Source organism: Arthrobacter sp. GAS37 (assembly GCF_044908325.1).
GTDB classification, from domain to species: Bacteria; Actinomycetota; Actinomycetes; order Actinomycetales; family Micrococcaceae; genus Arthrobacter; species Arthrobacter ramosus.
The window spans coordinates 18,724-39,806 of the sequence record NZ_JBIYDB010000011.1; the positions used below are offsets into that span (position 1 = coordinate 18,724).

At 63.8% G+C, this 21,083-nt stretch carries 20 protein-coding genes; 11 read left to right on the forward strand and 9 right to left on the reverse strand.

Features of this window, described 5'->3' with window-relative positions:
- The first annotated feature begins 4 nt into the window (after positions 1-4).
- Genes ABH924_RS11215 through ABH924_RS11230 form a run of 4 tightly spaced genes read left to right on the forward strand, consistent with a single transcriptional unit; the run spans position 5 to position 5,646 of the window.
- Positions 5-895 carry an acyl-CoA thioesterase gene (locus ABH924_RS11215; RefSeq protein WP_404498816.1) on the forward strand — a complete coding sequence of 297 codons (891 nt, stop codon included), beginning with the start codon at positions 5-7 and terminating at the stop codon, positions 893-895.
- Positions 896-936: 41 nt separating this feature from the next.
- Positions 937-2,613 (forward strand): AMP-binding protein, encoded by a 1,677-nt coding sequence (locus ABH924_RS11220; protein WP_404498818.1) that lies wholly within the window; start codon positions 937-939, stop codon positions 2,611-2,613.
- Positions 2,610-5,000, forward strand: coding sequence for a bifunctional salicylyl-CoA 5-hydroxylase/oxidoreductase (locus ABH924_RS11225; protein ID WP_404498820.1), 2,391 nt, complete (start codon positions 2,610-2,612; stop codon positions 4,998-5,000). Before ABH924_RS11220 ends, ABH924_RS11225 begins: the two co-directional genes overlap by 4 nt.
- Positions 5,001-5,010: 10 nt before the next feature.
- A complete protein-coding gene (locus ABH924_RS11230) occupies positions 5,011-5,646 on the forward strand; it encodes a hypothetical protein (protein ID WP_404498822.1) in 636 nt (211 codons plus the stop codon).
- 4 nt (positions 5,647-5,650) lie between these two features.
- Here ABH924_RS11230 and ABH924_RS11235 read toward each other — a convergent pair whose 3' ends face one another.
- The 7 genes from ABH924_RS11235 to ABH924_RS11265 all read right to left on the reverse strand — a co-directional run bounded on the left by ABH924_RS11235 (position 5,651) and on the right by ABH924_RS11265 (position 12,598).
- On the reverse strand, positions 5,651-6,073 hold the full coding sequence (locus ABH924_RS11235) for a heat shock protein transcriptional repressor HspR (RefSeq protein WP_234751031.1): 423 nt from the start codon (positions 6,071-6,073) through the stop codon (positions 5,651-5,653).
- Positions 6,074-6,100: 27 nt separating this feature from the next.
- Complete coding sequence (locus ABH924_RS11240; RefSeq protein ID WP_404498824.1) at positions 6,101-7,066, reverse strand: DnaJ C-terminal domain-containing protein; 966 nt, start codon at positions 7,064-7,066, stop codon at positions 6,101-6,103.
- Between the two features lie 243 nt (positions 7,067-7,309).
- The gene (locus tag ABH924_RS11245) at positions 7,310-7,972 is read right to left on the reverse strand and encodes a nucleotide exchange factor GrpE (protein WP_404498826.1); all 663 of its coding nucleotides are present in this window, start codon (positions 7,970-7,972) and stop codon (positions 7,310-7,312) included.
- Positions 7,973-7,974: 2 nt separating this feature from the next.
- Positions 7,975-9,840 (reverse strand): molecular chaperone DnaK, encoded by a 1,866-nt coding sequence (gene dnaK / locus ABH924_RS11250; RefSeq protein ID WP_404498828.1) that lies wholly within the window; start codon positions 9,838-9,840, stop codon positions 7,975-7,977.
- A 335-nt stretch (positions 9,841-10,175) separates the two neighbouring features.
- On the reverse strand, positions 10,176-11,024 hold the full coding sequence (locus ABH924_RS11255; RefSeq protein WP_404498830.1) for a DUF817 domain-containing protein: 849 nt from the start codon (positions 11,022-11,024) through the stop codon (positions 10,176-10,178).
- A 5-nt stretch (positions 11,025-11,029) separates the two neighbouring features.
- Positions 11,030-11,821, reverse strand: a complete 792-nt coding sequence (locus ABH924_RS11260) for an oxygenase MpaB family protein (protein WP_404498832.1) — start codon at positions 11,819-11,821, stop codon at positions 11,030-11,032.
- Positions 11,822-11,872: 51 nt separating this feature from the next.
- Positions 11,873-12,598: a TetR/AcrR family transcriptional regulator gene (locus tag ABH924_RS11265; protein ID WP_404498834.1), complete on the reverse strand. Its 726-nt coding sequence runs from the start codon at positions 12,596-12,598 to the stop codon at positions 11,873-11,875.
- A 157-nt stretch (positions 12,599-12,755) separates the two neighbouring features.
- On the opposite strand from ABH924_RS11265, the gene ABH924_RS11270 reads away from it, so the two are divergent.
- From ABH924_RS11270 to ABH924_RS11280, 3 genes are all read left to right on the forward strand, one after another.
- Positions 12,756-13,691: an NAD-dependent epimerase/dehydratase family protein gene (locus ABH924_RS11270; RefSeq protein WP_404498985.1), complete on the forward strand. Its 936-nt coding sequence runs from the start codon at positions 12,756-12,758 to the stop codon at positions 13,689-13,691.
- Between the two features lie 125 nt (positions 13,692-13,816).
- Positions 13,817-14,497, forward strand: coding sequence for a hypothetical protein (locus ABH924_RS11275; RefSeq protein WP_404498836.1), 681 nt, complete (start codon positions 13,817-13,819; stop codon positions 14,495-14,497).
- Between the two features lie 34 nt (positions 14,498-14,531).
- Positions 14,532-15,758 (forward strand): pyridoxal phosphate-dependent aminotransferase, encoded by a 1,227-nt coding sequence (locus ABH924_RS11280; RefSeq protein ID WP_404498838.1) that lies wholly within the window; start codon positions 14,532-14,534, stop codon positions 15,756-15,758.
- Positions 15,759-15,924: 166 nt separating this feature from the next.
- Here the strand turns inward: ABH924_RS11280 and ABH924_RS11285 are convergent, their stop codons facing one another.
- Together ABH924_RS11285 and ABH924_RS11290 are read right to left on the reverse strand one after the other, a co-directional pair.
- Positions 15,925-17,406, reverse strand: coding sequence for a purine-cytosine permease family protein (locus ABH924_RS11285; protein WP_404498840.1), 1,482 nt, complete (start codon positions 17,404-17,406; stop codon positions 15,925-15,927).
- Positions 17,407-17,421: 15 nt separating this feature from the next.
- Positions 17,422-17,961 (reverse strand): YybH family protein, encoded by a 540-nt coding sequence (locus ABH924_RS11290; protein WP_404498842.1) that lies wholly within the window; start codon positions 17,959-17,961, stop codon positions 17,422-17,424.
- Between the two features lie 46 nt (positions 17,962-18,007).
- On the opposite strand from ABH924_RS11290, the gene ABH924_RS11295 reads away from it, so the two are divergent.
- The 4 genes from ABH924_RS11295 to ABH924_RS11310 all read left to right on the forward strand — a co-directional run bounded on the left by ABH924_RS11295 (position 18,008) and on the right by ABH924_RS11310 (position 21,064).
- Positions 18,008-18,823: a methyltransferase domain-containing protein gene (locus ABH924_RS11295; RefSeq protein ID WP_404498844.1), complete on the forward strand. Its 816-nt coding sequence runs from the start codon at positions 18,008-18,010 to the stop codon at positions 18,821-18,823.
- Between the two features lie 114 nt (positions 18,824-18,937).
- Positions 18,938-19,297: a YciI family protein gene (locus tag ABH924_RS11300; RefSeq protein ID WP_404498846.1), complete on the forward strand. Its 360-nt coding sequence runs from the start codon at positions 18,938-18,940 to the stop codon at positions 19,295-19,297.
- A gap of 3 nt (positions 19,298-19,300) precedes the next feature.
- Positions 19,301-20,554 carry an RNA polymerase sigma factor gene (locus ABH924_RS11305; RefSeq protein ID WP_404498848.1) on the forward strand — a complete coding sequence of 418 codons (1,254 nt, stop codon included), beginning with the start codon at positions 19,301-19,303 and terminating at the stop codon, positions 20,552-20,554.
- 48 nt (positions 20,555-20,602) lie between these two features.
- Positions 20,603-21,064 (forward strand): hypothetical protein, encoded by a 462-nt coding sequence (locus ABH924_RS11310; RefSeq protein ID WP_404498850.1) that lies wholly within the window; start codon positions 20,603-20,605, stop codon positions 21,062-21,064.
- The last annotated feature ends 19 nt before the right edge of the window (positions 21,065-21,083 follow it).

Below are 21,083 nucleotides of genomic sequence, written 5' to 3' on the forward strand. Positions count from 1 at the left end.
GGACATGTCCACTGGAATCCTGACCTCGGAGACATTCCTCAAAGCCATCGAGCTGACAGCCGTCCCCGCCCAAATTCACGACGAAGCCTACGAAGCCACCTCCCAGTACGTTCCGTGGCCCAAAGCCTACGGAGGGGACATGGTGGCCCAGGCGGCGGCAGCGATGATGCGCTCGGTCGACGTCGACCGCGCGCTGCATTCCATGCACGGCTACTTCATGCGCCCCGTGGAGATCGGGGCCACGGTCCGCTACGAAGTCGAACGCCTCCGCGACGGCCGTGGATACTCGACCCGCAGCGTGCGGGGCTACCAGAACGGCAAGACCGTTTACGCGGCGATGGGTTCCTTCCAGGTTCCCGAAGACGGTCCGGAGTTCCAGCCTCTGGCGCCAACCGCCGTCGAACCCGAATCCCTGCGCAGTGCCGCCGAGGTGCTACAGGGGGTCGAGGGGCCGGCTGCCGAGTACTGGTCCTCGAAGCGCAGCTTCGACATGCGACACATTCCCGGGCCGGTATATCTGCAGGTCGAAGGCGATTCTGTGCCGCACCAGGCAATCTGGGTGAAAGCCTTCGAGCAATTGCCCGACGCCGGTGACGAACACGCGACGGCAGATCTGCACCGAGCCGCGCTGGCATACGTCTGCGACTACACCATCCTCGAGCCCCTGCTCCGGGTGAACGGGCTCCACTGGTCCAGCCCCGGACTCGCCACGGCCAGCCTGGACCACTCCATGTGGTTTCACCGGGACGGCCGCGCCGATGACTGGGTCCTGTACGCACAGGAGGCCGTGTCCGGGCAAAGCAACAGGGGGCTGGCCACGGGCCGTTTCTTTGACAGGCAAGGACGCCTGCTGGCAACGGTTGCCCAAGAAGGCATGATCCGCGCTGGCTCCTGAACACCTTCGACTTATCCGCCGTATAACTGAAAGGAGTGGCCATGACAATGTTGAGATCAGCCCACGTGGACACCTTCACCCGCGACCATCTGCCACCGGCCGGCACGTGGCCGACCCTCGAATTCACCCTGCCGGAACTCAAGTACCCGGCGACGCTCAACGCAGCAGCGGCGCTCATTGACGACGCCGTCGCAAACCATGGTGCAGAGCGGGCCGCTCTGGTTACCCCCGACGGCACGGTCTGGACGTACGGTGAGCTGCAGCGGCGCGCCAACCAAGTTGCCCAGGTCCTCACCGAGGACCTGGCCGTGGTGCCTGGCAACCGCGTCATGTTGCGCGGTCCGAACAATCCCTGGATTGTCGCGGCCTGGCTCGGTGTGCTCAAGGCCGGGGCCGTCGTCGTCACCACTATGCCGATGTTGCGTTCCAGCGAGGTCGGCACGATTATCAGCCTCACACGTCCCACCGTAGCCATCTCCGACCACCGGTTCATGGACGAACTGCTCGCGGCGGTAGGAGAGGACACCGTTGTCCTCTCCTATGGATCGGACGACGCCGGTGACCTCGCGTCCCGCTGTGCCGCCAAGAGCGGCGAGTTCGCTGCCGTGCCCACCTCAGCCGACGACGTCGCGCTGCTCGGCCCAACGTCGGGCACCACGGGCACGCCGAAGATCACCATGCATTTCCACAGGGACATCCTCGCGAACGCCGACACTTTTGCCCGCCATATTCTGCAGCCAACCGCCGACGACGTGTTTGCCGGTTCACCACCCCTCGCCTTCACGTTCGGTCTCGGTGGGCTGGTGGTCTTCCCCCTGCGATTCGGCGCATCCTCGTTGTTGACCGAACGGGCCACCCCCGTGGAACTTGCCGAGAGTGCAGCCGCTGCCGGGGCCACCATCCTGTTCACCGCACCGACCGCTTACCGGGCCATCCTCAAGGAAGGCCGCGGATCGTTGCTCCGCAAGCTCCGGGTAGCGGTCTCGGCGGGCGAACACTTGCCCAAGGAAACGTGGGAAGCAGTCCGGGAGGCCACTGATCTCCGGCTCGTCAACGGCATCGGAGCCACCGAACTCTTGCACGTCTTCATTTCCGCGTCCGGGGACGACATCCGGCCCGGCACCACCGGACGGGCGGTGCCCGGGTACAGGGCAGCGATCCTCGACGACGAGGGCCTGGAACTAGGACCCGGGCAGCTTGGGCGGCTCGCCGTCATCGGCCCCACCGGATGCCGCTACCTGGACGACCCACGGCAAGCGAACTACGTGGTCAACGGCTGGAACGTCACCGGCGACACCTTCACGAAAGATGAGGACGGGTACTTCACCTATCAGGCCCGGTCCGACAACATGATCGTTTCCTCCGGCTACAACATCGGCGCCCCCGAGGTGGAAACCGCCATCGACCTGCACCCGGATGTGGTGGAGAACGCGGTCATCGGCCGGCCCGACGAGGCACGCGGCAGCGTCGTCTGCGCGTTCATCGTCCTGCGCGAAGGCGTCAGGGGCGATGACGCGAAGCGCAAGGAAATACAGGACTTCGTCAAACGGACGATCGCCCCCTACAAGTACCCGCGGGACATCCGGTTCGTTGACGAACTTCCCCGCAATCCCAGCGGCAAGCTGCAGCATTTCAAGCTGCGCGACCGTATCGACAACGACCCCGAACAGCTTGCCGGCGCAGGCTTGGGCCAGGCCTGCGAAGGAGCAAAAGCATGAAAATCGCAATCGTAGGAGGCGGCCCCGGCGGCCTGTACTTCGCGGCATTGATGAAGCAACTCGACCCGTCACACAAGATCACCCTCTGGGAACGAAACGCTGCCAGTGACACTTTCGGTTTCGGCGTCGTATTTTCCGATGAGACTCTCGGCGGCATCGGCAACGCCGACCCCGTCGTGGCCGAATACATGAGCCGGCGCTTCGCCCGCTGGTCCGACATCGACATCCACTTCGGCGGCAAAACAGTGACGGTGGGCGGCCAGGGCTTTGCGGCCATGAGCCGCAAGGAACTGCTGGAACTGCTTCAGCGCCGCTGCTCCGAGCTCGGCGTCGACCTGCGTTTCCAGACCGTTGCGCCACCGCTTGAGGAGCTTGAGGCCAACTACGACCTGGTCCTCGCAGCAGACGGCATCAACTCCCAGATCCGCGCCAAATACGCGGATTCCTTCATTCCGAGCCTTGACCTGCGGCCCAACAAGTTCATGTGGCTCGGCACCGACCAGGTGTTCGAGGCTTTCAAGTTCTTCGTCAAGGAGACCGAATGGGGGGTCATGCAGATCCATGGCTACCCGTACTCCGACGAAGGATCCACGTTCATTGTCGAAATGCACGAGGACGTGTGGCGGGCTGCCGGGTTCGACGAGACCGCAGCCGACGTCTTCCCGCCCGGCGTCTCCGACGAGAAGGCGATCAGCAAGATCCGTTCCATCTTCGCCGAGGAACTCTACGGCTACGAGGTCCTGTCCAACAACTCCAAGTGGATCAACTTCACCACCGTCCGTAACGAGAGCTGGCGCCACGGCAACGTGGTTTTGCTCGGCGATGCGGCGCACACAGCGCATTTCTCCATCGGCTCCGGAACCAAACTGGCCATGGAGGACTCCCTGGCACTCGCCGCCTGCCTGCATGAACACCCGGATGTGGAATCCGCGTTGTCTGCTTATGAAACAGAGCGTCGTCCGGTTGTCGCTTCCACCCAGCGTGCCGCCCAGGCTTCGCTTGAATGGTTCGAGCGGATCGCCCAGTACAAGGGGCAGGACCCGACGCAGTTCGCTTTCAACCTCCTCACCCGGAGCCGCCGCATCACCCAGGAAAACCTGCGGCTGCGCGACCCGGAATTCGCCGACGCCGTGGACCGCAACTTCGCCGAGTCCCAAGGACTGACGGAGACTGCGCCGGCCATGTTCCAACCGTTCCGGATCGGCGGACTGGAGCTCAAGAACCGCATTGTGGTCTCCCCCATGGACATGTACTCCGCGGTGGATGGCGTCCCGGGCGACTTCCACAAAGTGCACCTCGGTTCCAAGGCACTCGGCGGCGCCGGATTGGTCATGACCGAAATGGTGTGTGTTTCCGAGACCGGGCGGATCACCCCCGGCTGCACCGGCCTGTACACGGAGGCACAGCGCGACAGCTGGAAGGAAATCGTGGACTTCGTCCATGCGCGTTCGACGGCCAAGATCGGTGCGCAGCTCGGTCATTCCGGCCGCAAGGGCTCCACCAAGCTCATGTGGGAAGGCATCGACGAACCGCTCGCATCCGGCAACTGGAAGGCTGTTGGACCGACGGCCCTGCCATACGGTCCCGGCAACCAGACGCCTGTGGAACTCGACCACGCAGGAATGGCCGCCATCAAGGCTGAGTTCGTCGCCGCGGCACTCCGTGCCGAAGAGGCAGGCTTCGACCTCCTTGAGGTCCATGCCGCCCACGGCTACCTGCTTTCCTCGTTCCTCTCGCCGGTGTCGAACCGCCGGACGGACGAGTACGGTGGCAGCTTGGAGAACCGCTTGCGGTTCCCCCTGGAAGTGTTCGACGCCGTCCGTGCAGCGTGGCCTGCCAGCAAGCCTGTGACGGTACGCATCTCCGCGACGGACTGGGTCGAAGGAGGCAACACCTCAGACGACTCGCTCGACATCGCGCGGGCATTCGTGGCCCACGGCGCCGCGGGCATCGACGTCTCCACCGGGCAGGTCGCCAAGGAAGAACAACCGGCTTTCGGCCGCAGCTACCAGACGCCGTTCGCCGACCGCATCCGCCAGGAAGTTGCCGCACCCGCCGGAGCAGCGGTCATCGCCGTCGGTGCCATCTCCAGCTATGACGACGTCAACTCCATCCTCCTTGCGGGACGGGCCGACCTCGTGGCACTGGGCAGGACGCACTTGTTCGACCCCCAGTGGACGCTCCACGCCGCAGCCGAGCAGGAATACCAGGGCACCGGAGCGCAGTGGGTGCCGCAGTTCCGGGCGGGCCGTCGCAAACCGCCGAGCTCCCGCACAGATGCCGTTAGGCCCAGGCTTTCACTCTTGAAAGAGCCCGCCTCCAACTCTGACAACACGCACCTGCGTTGGACCCCGAGAGCAGTCTCCGCGCCCGCGCTGGCCAACTAGGCTGGACCGCATGGCTATCATCCATCGAGCAACCCTGAATCCCAGCAAACTTGAACTCATCGAAAGGTATTTGCCCGTCCAGCCGTGGTTCACCAAGGATGGCTCCGCGCCGCCCGAGATGCGCGGTGCGTACCGCTTCGATGATCCGGACGGCGAAGTCGGCCTCGAGACCCATCTGATCTCCCACGGCGGCAAGGTCTATCAGGTTTCCCTGAGCTACCGGGGTTCGGAATTGCACGGTGGGGAGGACTCGCTGCTCGGCACCATGGAACACTCCGTTTTGGGCACGAGGTGGGTGTACGACGCCTGCGCCGATCCCGTCTACGTATCCGCCCTGGCCGCCGCCATCCTCACTGGACAAGAGGAAGCCCAACAGTTCGTGGAGGTCGACGGCGCCCTGGAGCCGCGCGCCAGCTCCGTCACAGTCAAGGGCAGCGGAGCCCCCGGTAGCGAAGTCCCTTCGGTGACCCCGGCAGCCCCGGTCACCGAAGGCAGCGTCACCAGCATCGACGGCGGTGAGCTCACACTGCTGGTGAATCGTGTCCTGGATCCGGGGACACCGGGTCCGGAAAATTCAGCTACCCTGCGGGGTACGTGGACCGAACAGGAAGCGCCGGTGCTGCTGGCGTCCCTCTCGCAGGGCTAGAGGACTACTCCCCCGGACGAGGCCGCCACACCACCACGGCCTGGGACCGCGCCCGGGGGCGCTGCCCGCGGGCCAGGCTGACGACGTCGCCCGCTGCTCCTGCAGCGAAAATACGGGCCTCCATCGGGCTCCGCCGGCGTTGCAATTCCTCGCTCAACTCGGCCACGCGGAACTGCAGCGCGGCCACTTGGTTTTCGAGCTCGAGGATGCGCTTGATGCCCTCGAGGGACACGCCCTCGTGGGAGAGCCGCTGGACCTCGCGCAAGCGGTCGATGTCCCGTTGGGAGTAACGCCGGGACTTGCCCGGGGCACGGCTCGGCGACACGATGCCGAGACGGTCGTACTGGCGCAAGGTCTGCGGGTGCATGTCAGCCAGTTCGGCCGCGACGGAGATGACGAAGATCGGCTGGTTGATGTCGATGCCCATGCCTACGTCCTCCCGTGTGTTCTGCCGCTACAAGCGGGCCTTGGCGGCCAAGTCGTGGCGAGGATCGGCGTCGGCTGTGGCCGCGGCGAACGCCTTGACGGCCTCCTCGGCCTCTTTGTTGAGGTTCTGCGGGACGGAGACGTCGATCGTCACCAACAGGTCTCCGGTGGCCTTCGATGTCTTGACGCCGCGACCCTTGACCCGGAGCGTGCGGCCGGAAGGGGTGCCGGCCGGGACGCGGACGGTGACGGTGTCGCCGTCGAGCGTCGGCACGTGGATGTTGGAACCCAAGGCGGCCTCCGCGAAAGTGACCGGCACGTGGATGCGGATGTTGTCGCCGTCGCGGTTAAAGAAATCGTGGGGCTTGACGTTCACCGTGATGATGAGGTCCCCGTTGCCAGCTGCGCCGGGGTTGCCCTTGCCGCGCTGGCGCACCTTCTGGCCGTCCCTGATCCCCGCGGGAATCTTCACGTCGATGACGTTGCCGTTGCTTTCGCGCAAGCTCACCGTGGTGCCGTGAATGGAGCCTGCAAAGGAAATAGACGTGGAAGCCGTGCGGTCGCTGCCCTTTTGGGGGGCGCGCTGGAAACCGGTCTGTCCACCGCCGAAGCCGCCGCCGAACAGGTCAGCGAACTCGGGAGGGATACCCCCGGCCCCCGCAGGCTGGCGTGCGCCGCCGCCGAAAAGCCCGCCGAACAGGTCCTCGAAGCCGCCATTGGCCGGCCCGCCGCGAGCTGCGCCCGGAGCGAAGCGTGCCCCGCCCATGGCGCGAATAGCATCGTACTGCTGACGCTCCTCGGCATCCGAGAGCACCGAATAGGCCTCCGAGATGTCCTTGAACTTCTTCTCCGCAGTAGAATCCCCGGAATTAGTATCCGGATGGTACTTCCGCGCAAGCTTGCGGTACGCCTTCTTAATGTCAGCGTCAGAGGCGTCCTTGGCGACACCAAGGATGGCGTAAAAATCCTTCTCAACCCAGTCCTGGCTGGCCACTCGGCTTCTCTCTTTCGTTTCTGGTTAAGTTTGCGCTGCGCTCATCCCACCTTAGGTGAGCCGACCGCCTGAGCGGAGCGAGGCAAGGGGCCCGGGAGTGGCTTCGGGCCTGCCGAAGCCGGGTGGCCAAGGATCGCAGATCCTAGGCCACCCGGCGAAGGGGCGGGGCCCCTTGTCTCGTTTCGCGGTGCTGCCCCCTCATCCGCGAAGGCGCGGTGAGCACACCTAGCGCGGTGAGTACAACTAAGCCGGCACAGCCACAATCACCTGGGCCGCGCGCAGCACGCGGTCGCCGGACCGGTAGCCGGAGCGCAGCACTTGGCTGACGGTGTCTACTTCGATGTCCTCGCCCGGCTGCTGGATGAGGGCTTCGTGGATCGTGGGGTCGAAGTCGACTCCGGTTTCTGCGATGCGCTCCAAGCCGTACGTCTTCAGCGCGTTCTCCAGCTTGGCGGCGATCGCGGCGAACGGGCCGTCCACGAGGTCGCCGTGCTGGCGGGCGGCGTCGACGTCGTCCAGTACCGGCAGCAGGGAGTTCAGGACGCCGATGACGGCCATTTCCCCTGCGACGGCGCGGTCGCGTTCGACGCGCTTGCGGTAGTTGACGTACTCAGCCTGCAGGCGCAGGAGGTCGTTGCGGAGTTCCGCGGCCTCTGCTTCTGCAGCGGCACCGGGGGCTACCGACTCTTCAGCCGGAACTTCCATGCCGTTGAGGATTTCCTCAGCCTGGGACAGGGCGTCGCCCTCGGCGGCAGCGGCGTTGGAATCAGCTGCCGATCCTTGGGGGTGGCGGGCGGCCCCGGTCTCCGGGTCAACCTTGCGGTTGTCGCGAATGACCGGCTTCTGCTGCTCGTTGCCCTCATTGTTGGAAGGTGAGTGCTCTGCGTCGTTGCCGTGGTGAGGCATGCTTACTTCTTTTCGTCTTCGTCGATGATCTCGGCGTCGACGATGTCCTCGTCAGCAGCCTTGGCCCCGGCGTGAGCGCCCTCGGCACCAGCGGCGCTGCTTGCGCCATCCGGGGAACCGGCGTGCGAGTAGATCGCTTCGCCGAGCTTCGACTGCGAGTGCTGCAGCTTCTCGAAAGCGGTCTTCACTGCTGCGTCATCGGTGCCTTCGAGGGCCTTCTTGAGGGCGTCGACGTCGGCCTTGACCTCGGTCTTGACCTCTTCAGGCAGCTTGTCGTCGTTTTCGGCGATGAGCTTGTCCACGGAGTAGGCGAGCTGCTCGGCAGTGTTGCGGGTGTCGGTAGCCTCGCGGCGTGCCTTGTCCTCGGCTGCGTGCTCCTCGGCTTCACGGACCATGCGATCGATGTCTTCCTTGGACAGCGCGGTGCCGCCGGTGATAGTCATCGACTGCTCCTTGCCGGTGCCCTTGTCCTTGGCGGACACGTGGACGATGCCGTTGGCGTCGATGTCGAAGGTGACCTCGACCTGGGGGACGCCGCGCGGTGCCGGAGCGATGCCGGTCAGTTCGAACGTGCCCAGCGGCTTGTTGTCGCGGGTGAATTCACGCTCGCCCTGGAAGACCTGGATGGCCACGGACGGCTGGTTGTCGTCAGCGGTGGTGAAGGTCTCCGAACGCTTAGTGGGGATGGCCGTGTTGCGCTCGATCAGGTGCGTCATGACGCCGCCCTTGGTTTCGATACCGAGGGACAGCGGGGTGACGTCGATCAGGAGAACGTCCTTGCGCTCGCCCTTCAGCACACCGGCCTGGAGGGCTGCGCCAACGGCCACAACTTCGTCAGGGTTGACGCCCTTGTTAGGCTCCTTGCCACCGGCGAGTTCCTTGACGAGGTCGTAGACAGCGGGCATGCGGGTGGAGCCGCCCACGAGGACGATGTGGTCGATTTCGGAGAGCTTGATGCCGGTCTCGGCGATGACGTCGTGGAACGGCTTCTTGGTGCGCTCGAGCAGGTCCTTGCTGAGGTCCTGGAACTTGGCGCGGGTCAGCTGCTCGTCCAGGTGGACCGGGCCGTCGGGGGTGACGGAGAGGTACTGGAGGGAGACGTTGGTGCTGGTGGAGGAAGAGAGTTCCTTCTTGGCCTGCTCCGAAGCCTCGCGCAGACGCTGCAGGGCGATCTTGTCCTTGGAAAGGTCGATGCCCTTGATCTTGAGCTGGTTCAGCAGGTAGTCAACAACGCGCTGGTCCCAGTCGTCGCCGCCGAGGCGGTTGTCGCCGGCAGTGGCGCGGACCTGGATGGTGGAGAAGCCGTCTTCGTCCTTGCCGACTTCCAGCAGGGAGACGTCGAACGTTCCGCCGCCGAGGTCGAAGACCAGGATAAGTTCGTCTTCCTTGCCCTTGTCCAGGCCGTAGGCAAGTGCAGCGGCCGTGGGCTCGTTGACAATGCGGAGGACGTTCAAGCCGGCGATTTCGCCGGCTTCCTTGGTGGCCTGGCGCTCGGCGTCGTTGAAGTAGGCCGGGACGGTGATGACAGCGTCGGTGACCTTTTCGCCGAGGTAGCTCTCGGCGTCGTTCTTCAGCTTCATGAGGATACGCGCGGAGATTTCCTGCGGCGTGTACTTCTTGTCGTCAATGGCGACGGACCAGTCGGTGCCCATGTGGCGCTTCACGGAAGCGATGGTGCGGTCGATGTTGTTGACGGCCTGGCGCTTGGCAATTTCGCCAACCAGGACTTCACCGGACTTGGAGAATGCAACGACCGACGGCGTGGTGCGGCCACCCTCGGCGTTGGCAATGACGGTGGGCTCGCCACCTTCGAGAACAGAGACGACGGAGTTAGTGGTTCCGAGGTCGATACCTACAGCGCGTGACATATGTTGCTTCCTTTCAATGGCCGACGATCGAGATTTCACCCGGTTCCGATACCCACGGAGGGCTTGGAGGGCGGGGAGCACTCAACCTTCGGCTAGTTGAGCGTTCTGCACTCAACTGTACTCAGGCCTCATTCAATGTCAACCTAAAGTTGAGTCGAGTACGCTCAACTCTGCTTAATGCCTGTCAAGAAACCCCGGCAACACGGGGATTTGTCACCGATTTCGCCGTGGGAGAACGCCCGTTGAGGGCCGACGTCGAACTCGCGGGAACAGTGCCGGTTCGCCGGTACACTCCGGCGACTCCGCAGCGTTCCGGCGACGTCGACGGCGGGTGTTCAGTCAGGCGGCATCGGCTTGTAGACCCACGCCACCAGCACCACGGAGATGATCATCAGGAGGAACCACGAGACAAGCTTGTCCGGGGACACCAAATGCCAGCCATCCAGTTGGCTCGGATACAGCCAGGCGTGCGACCAGGTGGCGATGTTCTCGGCAATCCAAATGAAGAGCGCCACCAGCAGGAATGCCAGGACCAGCGGCATCCGGAGTCGACGCCGAAACACCCGGAAGTGCATGACGCACCGGCCATAGATCACGACGACGGCGGCCAGCAGGACCCAGCGGGCATCAACGATGTAGTGGTGCGAAAAGAAGTTCACGTAGATGGCCGCAGCGAGGACCGCAGTGATCCAACGCCGCGGATACCGGGCGAAGCGCAGGTCGAAAACCCGGTAAACGCGCACCATGTACGAGCCAACCGCTGCGTACATGAAGCCACTGAAGAGCGGAACGGCCCCGACCCGGAGGACACCCTCGGCTTCATAGGACCACGAGCCGACGTCGGTCTTGAACAACTCCATGACCGTTCCCACCAAGTGGAAGAGCACGATGACCCTGAGCTCGCGCAAGGTTTCCAGCCTCGTGGCCACCATCAGGATTTGGATCACGACGGCGGCGATCGTCAAGAAATCGTTCCTCGCGAGGCCGGCGTTGGCTGGATACCAGAGGTGGGCAGCGAAAATGACGGCAAGGAGCGAAGCGCCGAAGATGCACGCCCACGCCTGCTTGAGGCCGAAGACGGTGAACTCAGTGAGCCTGGATCGAAGACCGTGGGCCGGGGCACCGCCCAGGAAGCGGCCCGCGCTCCCGTCGATAAGTTCCTCTACCGCGGTGAGCTCGCGCATCGGTTCTACTCGCCAGGGCCGGGCTCGCCCGGTCCGAGCCGGCCAAGATAGTAGTTCTTCGGCCAATGCCTGACTTTTTCCGGCAGCCTTGGATAAGCCACCGCCAAGAGTCGTATGGTGCCGTCGAAGCTGCGCCGATGCCGCGCATTCCAAGGAAGTCCGAAACCCGCACGAAGTTGCTCCGGCAGCAGGCCCGCCGTAAGGAGCCGGACCAACGGCATGCTCAAGCGCATCAAGAACGGCCCGCCCGCGGGGTACAGGAGCTCGCGAGCCACCCTCAATGCGGCTGCATCCGGTTCGAGGTTCCGCAAGGATTCATCCCAATAGCTCGCGAAGGCCGAGCGGTCGGCAGGCCAGAGCTCGGCAGGAAGCTGCAAGGCTGTCCCGATCCGCGCATACTCGCGGTAGACACGATCAGCAGTGTCGTCGTCGAGGGTTCCATGGATCTTTTCGTAAACGGTCACGGCGGTGTCATAAAGGGTCGCCACTACCCAGAGCTGGGATTGCGCGTCAAAGGCGTTGTATCCCGTCGATCCCTCGTCCGCTGGCCGGCGAACCGGGGCATGCGCACGATTCACAGCCCGGCGCACCGCGGCCAATTGTTCGTCCGAGCCATAGACCACGGCGTAGACGTACGTCATGGTGGCATGCAGCCGGTCCAGTGGCCTCTCGGCGAAATTGCTGTGCTCGGCGACGCCGTGACCGACCGCGGGATTGGCGATCTGCATCAGAATGGCGCGTCCTGCTCCAGCGAGCAAAACGCCCTCCGCGCCGATGTCAGAAAGTCCGCGAGCCATGCAGTTACTGTACCTTTCGGTGCCGTCTCTCATGCACGGTTGCGCCGGCGGCTACAGCCCCACGATTCCGCGCAGCACCTCGAGCTGGTGCTCAAACAACTCGTCGCGCGCGGCGAAAGTATCAGCCCCGTATTGGCCGAATACCTCGAAGCTGACCGCCCCAAAAACCGACGTCCACACCAGCACACCCCGGGCCAACGCGGGCTCGGGAACGGCCACGCCCAGTTCGGCCCGGATGGCCGCCAGGTCCGCGGCAAGAGCGGGAGGAACGACGACGGCGGGCGCGACGTCGGCGGCCAAGGCACCTGCGCGGTACGCGGCGTCGAAGATCCCCACCATCCGGTAGATCACCCGCGTTCCGGGTTCGGTGGTGCGCTCGGCGGGTGCTTGGTATCCGGGCACCGGGCTGCCGAACAGGAGGGCGTACCTTGCCGGCTCGCGCAGGGCCCACTGACGAACGGCCCGCCCAAGCGCCAGGAACCTGCCACGGTAGTCGTCCCCCGGGAGTGCGTCGACGGCGGCATCCACTTCGTCGCCGAGCTCGCCGTAAGCGTCAATCAGCAGGAGGGTCAGCAGTTCGTCGCGGCTCTCAACGTAGCGGTACACGGCAGAGGACACCACGCCGAGATCGCGTGCGACCGCCCTCAGGGACAAACCCGCGGCGCCATGCAAGGCAAGGTGCTGGCGACCCAGCCGGATGATGTCCGCCACGGTCCGGGCCCGGGCCCGCTCGCGGGGCGTCGATTGTTTGGCCAGTGCGGCTAAAGGGAGCTCCATGCATCCAGCATGCCATAAAAGAGAGCAGTGGAAACAAATGTGAGCAGTGCTCTTGACATGCGATTCAACAAGGTTCATTCTGAGTTCAGAGAGCACTGCTCTCGAAAAAGGTTTCCAACCCAAGAACTAGGTTCCCAGCCAGAAAGTGAGCAATACCATGTACGTCGTCGCAGGAGCAGGCCCCGTCGGATGGACCATTGCAGAGCAACTCGCGGACCGCGGAGAACACGTGCGTGTCCTGACGCGCTCAGGCAGCGGACCGGACCACCCGCTGGTCGAAAAGCTCCGCGTGGATGTCTCGGACCCGGCCAAGTTGGCGGAAGCCTTCGACGGTGCCACGGCGGTCTTCCACTGCATCCACGGTTCTGCCTACCGGGCCAAGGCCTGGGCGGCCGAGCTTCCTGGAGCAGAGCAAGTGGTGATGGACGCCGCGGTGACGGCGGGCGCCGTCGTCGTCTTCCCTGAGAGCCTCTACTCCTACAGCGAGCCGGACAAGACCATCACCGAAAGCAGCCCGCGCGAAGCGGCCGGCGGCAAGCGCGGGATCCGCTCCGCCCTGCTGAAGGCCCGGCAAGCCCACCCGGCGAATACCGTCAGCGTGGTGGCGGGCGATTTCTTCGGACCGCGGGCCCGCCTGGCGCACGCCGGCGAGCGCATGGTCCCCCTCATCCTCAAGGGCAAGACGATCCAGGTCCTGGGAAGCGCCGAGCAGCCGCACTCTTTCACCTACGTCCCGGATCTTGCCGCAGCCATGATCGCCGCGGCCCAAAAGCCCGAACTCTGGAACTCGGTGCTGCACGCCCCCACGGGACCGGCAATGACGATGCGGGAAATTGCGGGAAACTTCGCACGCTCGGCCGGCGTTCCCGAACCGAAGCTGAGCGTGGTTCCGGGCTGGCTGCTCCGGACGCTCGGCCTGTTTTCAACCGACATGCGGGAACTGGCCGAAATGCTGTACCAGTTCGAGCGGCCGTTCGTCATGGACTCCACTGCGAGTCAGGCCAAGCTCGGGCTGGAACCGACGCCGCTTGCGGACACGATGGCGGCGACCGTGGCTTGGTGGCGGGATCAGGAAACCGTGGCTGCCCTCTGAGTCTCGTTCGACGCGACGATGTCACGGCGAACAGCCAACCATCGAATGGAGTTACGCCTGAACCCCGGTGACTCGTGGACCAGTGCGGGAGTAACGTAGAGCACAACGGCTAGCTGGACCACTTTGTGGACTGGAGTGTCACCGTGGGTGTTGTGCGATCATCCCTGACCGAGCTCCTCGGGATACTTTCCGACGCCGTCTCGCCCGTGCGCGTCCGCTTCGACGACGGTTCCGAACCACCCACAGGTCAATCCACCGACGCCCCTGTTACGGTCCATGCCGTCGCAATGAACAGGGTGGGCCGTTCCCGTCGGGAGGGGCCGCTGCTGGACCTTGAGCTCAAAGTGGCGGTGGAATGCCATGGTCCCACGCAACTGGACAACATGGAGAAGCTCCTGGTCGCGATCGAGCAAAACACCCAATACTCGGTGGTCTCCAGTGGCGAATTCCAGCCGGACGAATACGACGCCGGCATCCGCAAAGGCCTCGGTTTCCTGGTCCGCGTCCCCATCGGCATAAGCCTCGACGAGCCTTCCGGGCCTCCGGTCGCTGAACCCCTGCTTGCCGCCACCGCTTTGGCCCGCCTCATCCACGGCAGGTTGGTCGACGTCCATAACAAAGGCATCCCTGAGGCATATATCCGCCCACATTCGTCCGGAACCGCCGTCGTGAGCGATCCCACAGGCCATTTCGAGGTCTTGGCCTCGGCGGACGATCTCCAGCATTTTGTCGTGGCAGTCCGCGGCACTGAACGTGAAGTCTCGGCCAATACGAGTAGCCTGCCGGTCATCATCCGATGGGAATGAGGAGAACAGGCGCCCGGACGTGAAATGATCAACCATGCGTCCGATGCAGCACTCCAGCAAACTACAGAACGTCCGTTATGAACTCCGTGGGCCCATCCTTCAAGCAGCCAAGACCATGGAGGCCGAGGGGCACCGCATCCTCAAGATGAATCTTGGGGACACCGCGCCGTTCGGGCTGGAAGCTCCGGAGTCCGTGGTGGTGGACATGATCCACCACCTCCGCGGCGCCCAAGGGTACAGTGATTCCAAGGGCATCTTCACGGCGCGGACAGCGATTTCGCAGTACTACCAGACCAAGAACCTGATGAATATCGGCGTCGAGGATATCTTCATCGGCAACGGCGTCAGTGAACTGATTTCCATGACGCTGCAGGCCTTCCTGGAAAACGGCGACGAGGTCCTCATCCCCGCGCCGGACTATCCGCTGTGGACGGCCACGGTGACCCTCACGGGCGGCAACCCGGTGCACTATCTCTGCGACGAGAGCCAGAATTGGTGGCCGGACATGTCCGACGTCGAAGCCAAAATCACCAAGCGCACCAAGGCCATCGTCATCATCAACCCGAACAACCCCACGGGCGCGGTATACCCCCGCCACATCCTGGAGCAGTTCGCGGCACTGGCCCGCAAGCACGATCTTGTCCTCTTCTCGGACGAGATCTACGAGAAGATCCGCTACGAGGACGCCCAGCACATCCACACGGCATCCGTGGCAGACGACATCTGCGTCCTGACCTTCAGCGGCCTCTCCAAGGCTTACCGCATGCCCGGCTACCGCGCCGGCTGGGTCGCTTTGACCGGCCCGCACGCGGCAACCGCCGAATACCGTGAGGCTCTGGAACTGTTGGCGTCCCTCCGTTTGTGCTCCAACGTTCCGGCGCAGCACGCCATCCAGACCTGCCTGGGCGGCTACCAGAGCATCGAGGAACTCATCAGGCCGGGTGGCCGGCTCCGCGAACAACGGGATCTGGCCTTGAAGCTGCTGACTGCGATCCCCGGAGTGAGCTGCGTTCCCGCAGCCGGGGCGATGTACTTGTTCCCGCGGCTGGACCCTGACGTCTACCCGATCGAGAGCGACGAGAAATTCGTCCTCGATCTCCTGCAGGACCAGAAAATCCTGGTCTCCCACGGCTCGGCCTTCAACTGGCCTGCCCCGGACCATTTCCGCTTCGTCATCCTGCCATCCGTCCGCGAGATCGAGGAGGCCGTGCGCAGGATCGCCACGTTCCTGGCGGCCTATCGGAACCGGCCGCAGGAGTAGGGCCACCAGGTCCCGACGTCGGCGCGCTAGCCACGACGCTCGCTCACCTTTCGCAGGTTTTCCCCCAACGCTCGCTCACTGGATGTGAGTGAGCGTCACCAGAAAGGGCACCAAAAGTGAGCGAGCGTCGGGACGTTCAGTCCAGTCGGTCTTGAGGATTCCCCCGTCAGTGCCCGGTGGTCGCTGCTTCTTTTTCGCGGCCGAGTTGTTGATCGCTTCTGACCTGCGCGGCCTGTTCGGCGGCCAGGTTGAGTGAGCGGCTGAGCAGGAAGTAAGCGACGGAAGTCACTAGTAGCCCGACAAGCCAGGCGATGTCGACACCGCCCAAGGCCTGGGCGAGGGGTCCCGTGTAGCTCCAGGGACCAATCTGGGGCAGGACCATGAAGGGAATTTCAGCCAGGAGACCGATGGCGAAGGAGAACAAGCCCCGCGACCCCCAAGCACCGTAAATGCCTTTGGGGGTGAACAGATCCGTGATGGCGTAGTGACCCTTGCGGACCAGGAAGTAGTCGACCAGGTTCGTCGCCGTCCAGGGAACCAGAAGATACAGCATCAGGGTCAGCGAGGAGAACACTGTGCTGACGGCCCCGGAGGTGATCGTGCTGGCGATGAGATACCACACCGCTGTCAGGACAAGGATGGTGATGACCCGGGCTTTGCGGTTCGGCTTGATGGGACGGACGGAATCGACCGTGGTCAACACGGTGAGCATTCCCCCGTAGGCGTTCATTCCCATGGTGGCGGCCAGGGCCATGGCCGAAAGCAAGGCTGTGGCGTCACCGAGGTGTACAAAAACGGTGTTTCCAGCCAATTGGAGACCGGCGAGGCCATCGGTGGCGCCAAGCCTGATCGCCAGCCAGGCCCCAAGGACGATCAGCCAGATCGCCGACGACGATGCGCCGAAGAACACGGCAGCGATGACGGACCGGCTCTTGGTTTTGGAGGGAAGGTACCGGGAATAGTCGGAAACATAGGGGGCATAGGTGATGTTGTATGCCGCTGCCGCGGCGAACTGTGCCATGAACGCGCCCCAGTTGAAGCCGTACTGCGTGCTGCTTTCGGCTCCGCCGGCATTTCCGAAGATGACTCCGATGGTCAGGATCAGCATCAGCGGCAAGGAAACGTAGAGGAGCACGCGGAAGGCCTTATGCAACCAGTCATGGCCGAAGATCGCAAGTGCCGCCGCGCCTGCGGCAGCGACAATGGCGATGAGGGCCGGGTTCCAGCCGAAAGCACTGCCCAGTCCGTCACCGAGGAGCACGGTATCAACGACGTTGAATGCCACATAGGTGAAAAGGGTGGCGATCAGGGGAACGACCACACCCCGGTACCCGAATTGGGCCCGCGATTGGATCATCTGCGGCAGGCCCATGGTAGGGCCTTGGGAGGCGTGGAAGGCCATGAAAATGGTTCCCACTCCAATGCCCAGGACGCTCGCCACGACCGTCCACCCCAGTGACAGGCCCATCGACGGGCCGATGAAACCGATCGGGATGGAGAAGTATTGGAAGTTGCCCAGGAACCATAGCGGCGCCTGATGCCACAGGCGGCCGTGCCGTTCGTTATCGGGAACCCAGTCGATCGAGCGGACCTCGATCAAGGGTGCGCCGGGCCGTGCCTTGGGCCGGTCGGATGCTTCTGTCGTCATTGCTCGACTCCGTGATCAGAATGTGTTGAGTGATAGGTGCTCGTGCACGGCCATGATGCCGCCAGAGCCGGCCCGGGTGAACACGATGGTTTCCCGTTCCTCAGTGACTGCCCGCTGTCCCCGCTCTTCCGTGGTGGTAGCCACACTGTGGGAAAAAACCGCGGTTGTGCCGTAGATCTGGATGAATGGATCGCTGCTGTGGCAGCCGATCACTTTCCATCCCTCGGACACCCAGATGCGCCACTGCACTCTGTAGTCTTCCCGGCTGGTGAGCCGTTCAGCGGTCGCGTGGAATAAGAAGGTGGCTTGCGGATCGAATGAGCTGAAATATACGTCCTCGTCCATGGCCGAATAGGCCCTAACGATCCGTTCCGCGGCCGAAGTGACTTCTTCCGGTGTTAGCTGAGAGCTCATTTTTCTCCACTTCTGATCTGGAATGCCCTGCGGCAAGCTGATGTCGCCGCCAAACGGGCGGGCACTCGGAGTGATCCGAATCACTTTTTCCATCATGCAACGGTTGATGCCTTTTAGACAACACATTTCCTTAAAAGTCATCGAGCAGTTCCGCTCCCTTTCCACTCCATCGGGGTAGCGTTTCCCTATGAACGAGCAGAAGCCTGAAGACGTCTACACACACGGCCACCACGAGTCCGTAGTACGCGCCCATGCCTCCCGCACAGCCGAGAACTCTGCCGCGTTTGTCATCCCGCATCTGACCGCCGGGACATCAGTGCTCGACGTCGGATGCGGACCTGGGAGCATCACGTGCGACTTCGCGGAACTGGTGGAGCCCGCGAAGGTCGTCGGGCTGGACCGTTCCGCCGAGATCGTGGCCCAGGCTGCCTCGCTTGCGGCCGAACGTGGTGTGGAAAACGTGGAATTCGTGACGGGCAACATCTACGATCTGGACTTCGAGGACGAGACCTTCGACCTTGTCCACGCGCACCAGGTCCTGCAACACCTGACCGACCCCGTGGCCGCGTTGCGCGAGATGCGGCGCGTGGCCAAACCCGGCGCCATAGTGGCAGTGCGCGACGCCGACTTCCACGGCATGAGCTGGTACCCGGAGGTCCGCGAGCTCGACGACTGGATGGAGCTCTACCAAAAGATCGCCCGACGGAACGGAGCAGAGCCCGACGCCGGGCGGCGGCTCGTGTCCTGGGCACAGCAGGCGGGCTTCACCGACGTCGCGCCCTCCAGCAGCAACTGGCTGTACGCCACCGCGCAGCAACGCCGTTGGCAGTCGAGGGTGTGGAGCGAGCGCGTCCTGCACTCCGCCTTTGCCGAGCAGGCGCTGGAATACGGGCTGGCCAACGAGGCCGACCTGGCCCGGATCGCCGCCGGTTGGCACCGTTGGGGCTCCACGGATGATGGCTTCTTCCTGATCCCGAATGGAGAAGTCATCGCACGGGCGTAGCCGCCCGCCAAAAAGTTTTTCGGGATTTTCCATCAACCATGTCGAAAACCCTCCCGTAGTTCCGACCCATGAACGAAAGCGCCCGCACGGAGCGCCCCTGATAAGGAGTTCGAGATGAAATACATGATCATGATGTTTGGTTCTGCCGGGGGCATGATGGAGACCGCCAATCCCGAGTGGATCAGGGAAATGATCGGCTTCATGATCCAGATCGACAAGGATCTCAGCGATTCAGGCGAGATGGTTTTCAACGCGGGACTGGCTGACCCCGGCACTGCCAAGCTGGTCAAGCAGACGGACAGCGGCGTCATCACCACCGACGGACCTTTCGCTGAGGCCAAGGAATCCCTCATCGGCTACTGGGTGGTGGACGTCGCCAGCGAAGAACGGGCCGTGGAAATCTGCTCCAGCATCGTGAAGTACGCACCGGTTGTGGAGCTTCGCCGCGTCCAGGACGAGCCGCCGGAGGTCTAGCGATTGGCCGAGCCTTCCGGGGAATCCACCTTCGAGGACCTGCTGCGCACTCTTGCGCCGCAGGTCCTTGGCGTGCTCGTCCGCAGGTACGGCCAATTCGCCGAGTGCGAAGATGCCGTGCAGGAGGCACTGCTCGAGGCAGCATTGCAATGGCCCGCCTCCGGCGTCCCGGAGAATCCCAGGGCGTGGCTGCTCACGGTCGCCACGCGTCGCTTGGTGGACCACTGGCGCAGCGAAAGTGCCCGACAGGCACGCGAACAACGCGCGGCGGCCTTGGAACCGCCGCCTGGCGAGAAGCCTTCTTCGACCAGTGACACGGACGGGTTTGCGGAAGATACCCTCACCCTCCTTTTCCTCTGTTGTCACCCCGCCCTCTCAGCACCCTCGCAGCTGGCACTGACATTGCGGGCAGTCGGAGGGCTCACGACGGCGGAAATCGCCAGCGCGTTCTTTGTCCCGGAAGCCACCATGGGCCAGAGGATCAGCCGGGCCAAGCAGAGCATCAAGAAGGCCGGAGCCCATTTCGAGCTCCCGGAAACGGGCGAGCGAAAGGCGCGGCTCGGCGTCGTACTCCACGTCCTGTACCTGATCTTTAACGAGGGTTACGCGGCGAGTTCCGGGCCATCCATGCATCGCGAAGACCTCACGGCGGAGGCCATCCGCCTTACGCGTCTCCTGCGGGAACTGCTCCCGGGCGAACTCGAGGTGGGCGGACTGCTGGCCCTCATGCTCCTCACCGACGCACGACGACGGGCGAGGTCCCTCCCGGACGGGATGCTGGTGCCGCTCGCCGAGCAGGATCGCCGGCTGTGGGACGCGACGCAAATCGCCGAGGGGCTTGAACTCTTGTCGGCCGTGCTGGGGGTTGGGCGTCCGGGACCCTATCAGCTGCAGGCCGCGATCGCGGCGGTCCATACCGAGGCGCCCTCCGCGGAGCAGACCGACTGGCCGCAGATCCTGGCGTTGTACACGGTCCTCGAAGCCATGGCCCCAAGCCCGGTGGTGACGCTCAACCGCGCAGTTGCCGTGGCCATGGTCGAGGGGCCTCAGGCGGCCCTTGAGCTGCTGGAAGGGCTCGAGAGTGGACTGAAAGACTGGCACAGGCTCGACGCCGTCCGCGGCCACTTGCTCGAAATGTCCGGTGACCTTGCGGGCGCCCGGGAATGCTTTCTCACCGCGGCAAAGAAGACCGGAAGCCTGCAGGAGCGGCAGTATCTCCTGGTGAAGGTAGCGAAACTCGCGCAGTTGTCCACATAGGCAAAGTGACCTCTGTCGGCGGTCTGCGGCCATGAATAGCCTCAAAGCATGATCATTCAAGCAGGTTTTGACCTCGAGCTCCTCGCCCGTCCGCTCATTGTCCAAGAAGAAAAACCCTACCCAAGACTCGTCGTGATCGGCCTCGACGCCGAGATGCAGCTGGAAAGCATCCAGGTTGTCACGGAGTCCTTTGAAGGCAGCTTGAATCCGTTCCAGGACGCCATCCTGGAACATCTGGATCTCGTTGGCGCCAAGTACTTTGCGATTGCCCACGCGGGGATCTGGGCCGAGGAGGACTACTTCGATGAACAGCCCATCCTCCAGGAAGCGAAGAAACTCAACGGCATTGCCGAGGAGCGCGGGTTTCACATGATCGGCCATTTTGGGCTCGACAAAACCGGGTACATGTCCAACGGCCCGCACTCCTACTTCGACCAATATTCATTGGGAGACCATCTCCCGGACACGATGACCCACTGGGTGCATTCGAGATTCGGCCTTTGTGAGTAGGCGTCGGAGCGCAGCCGCC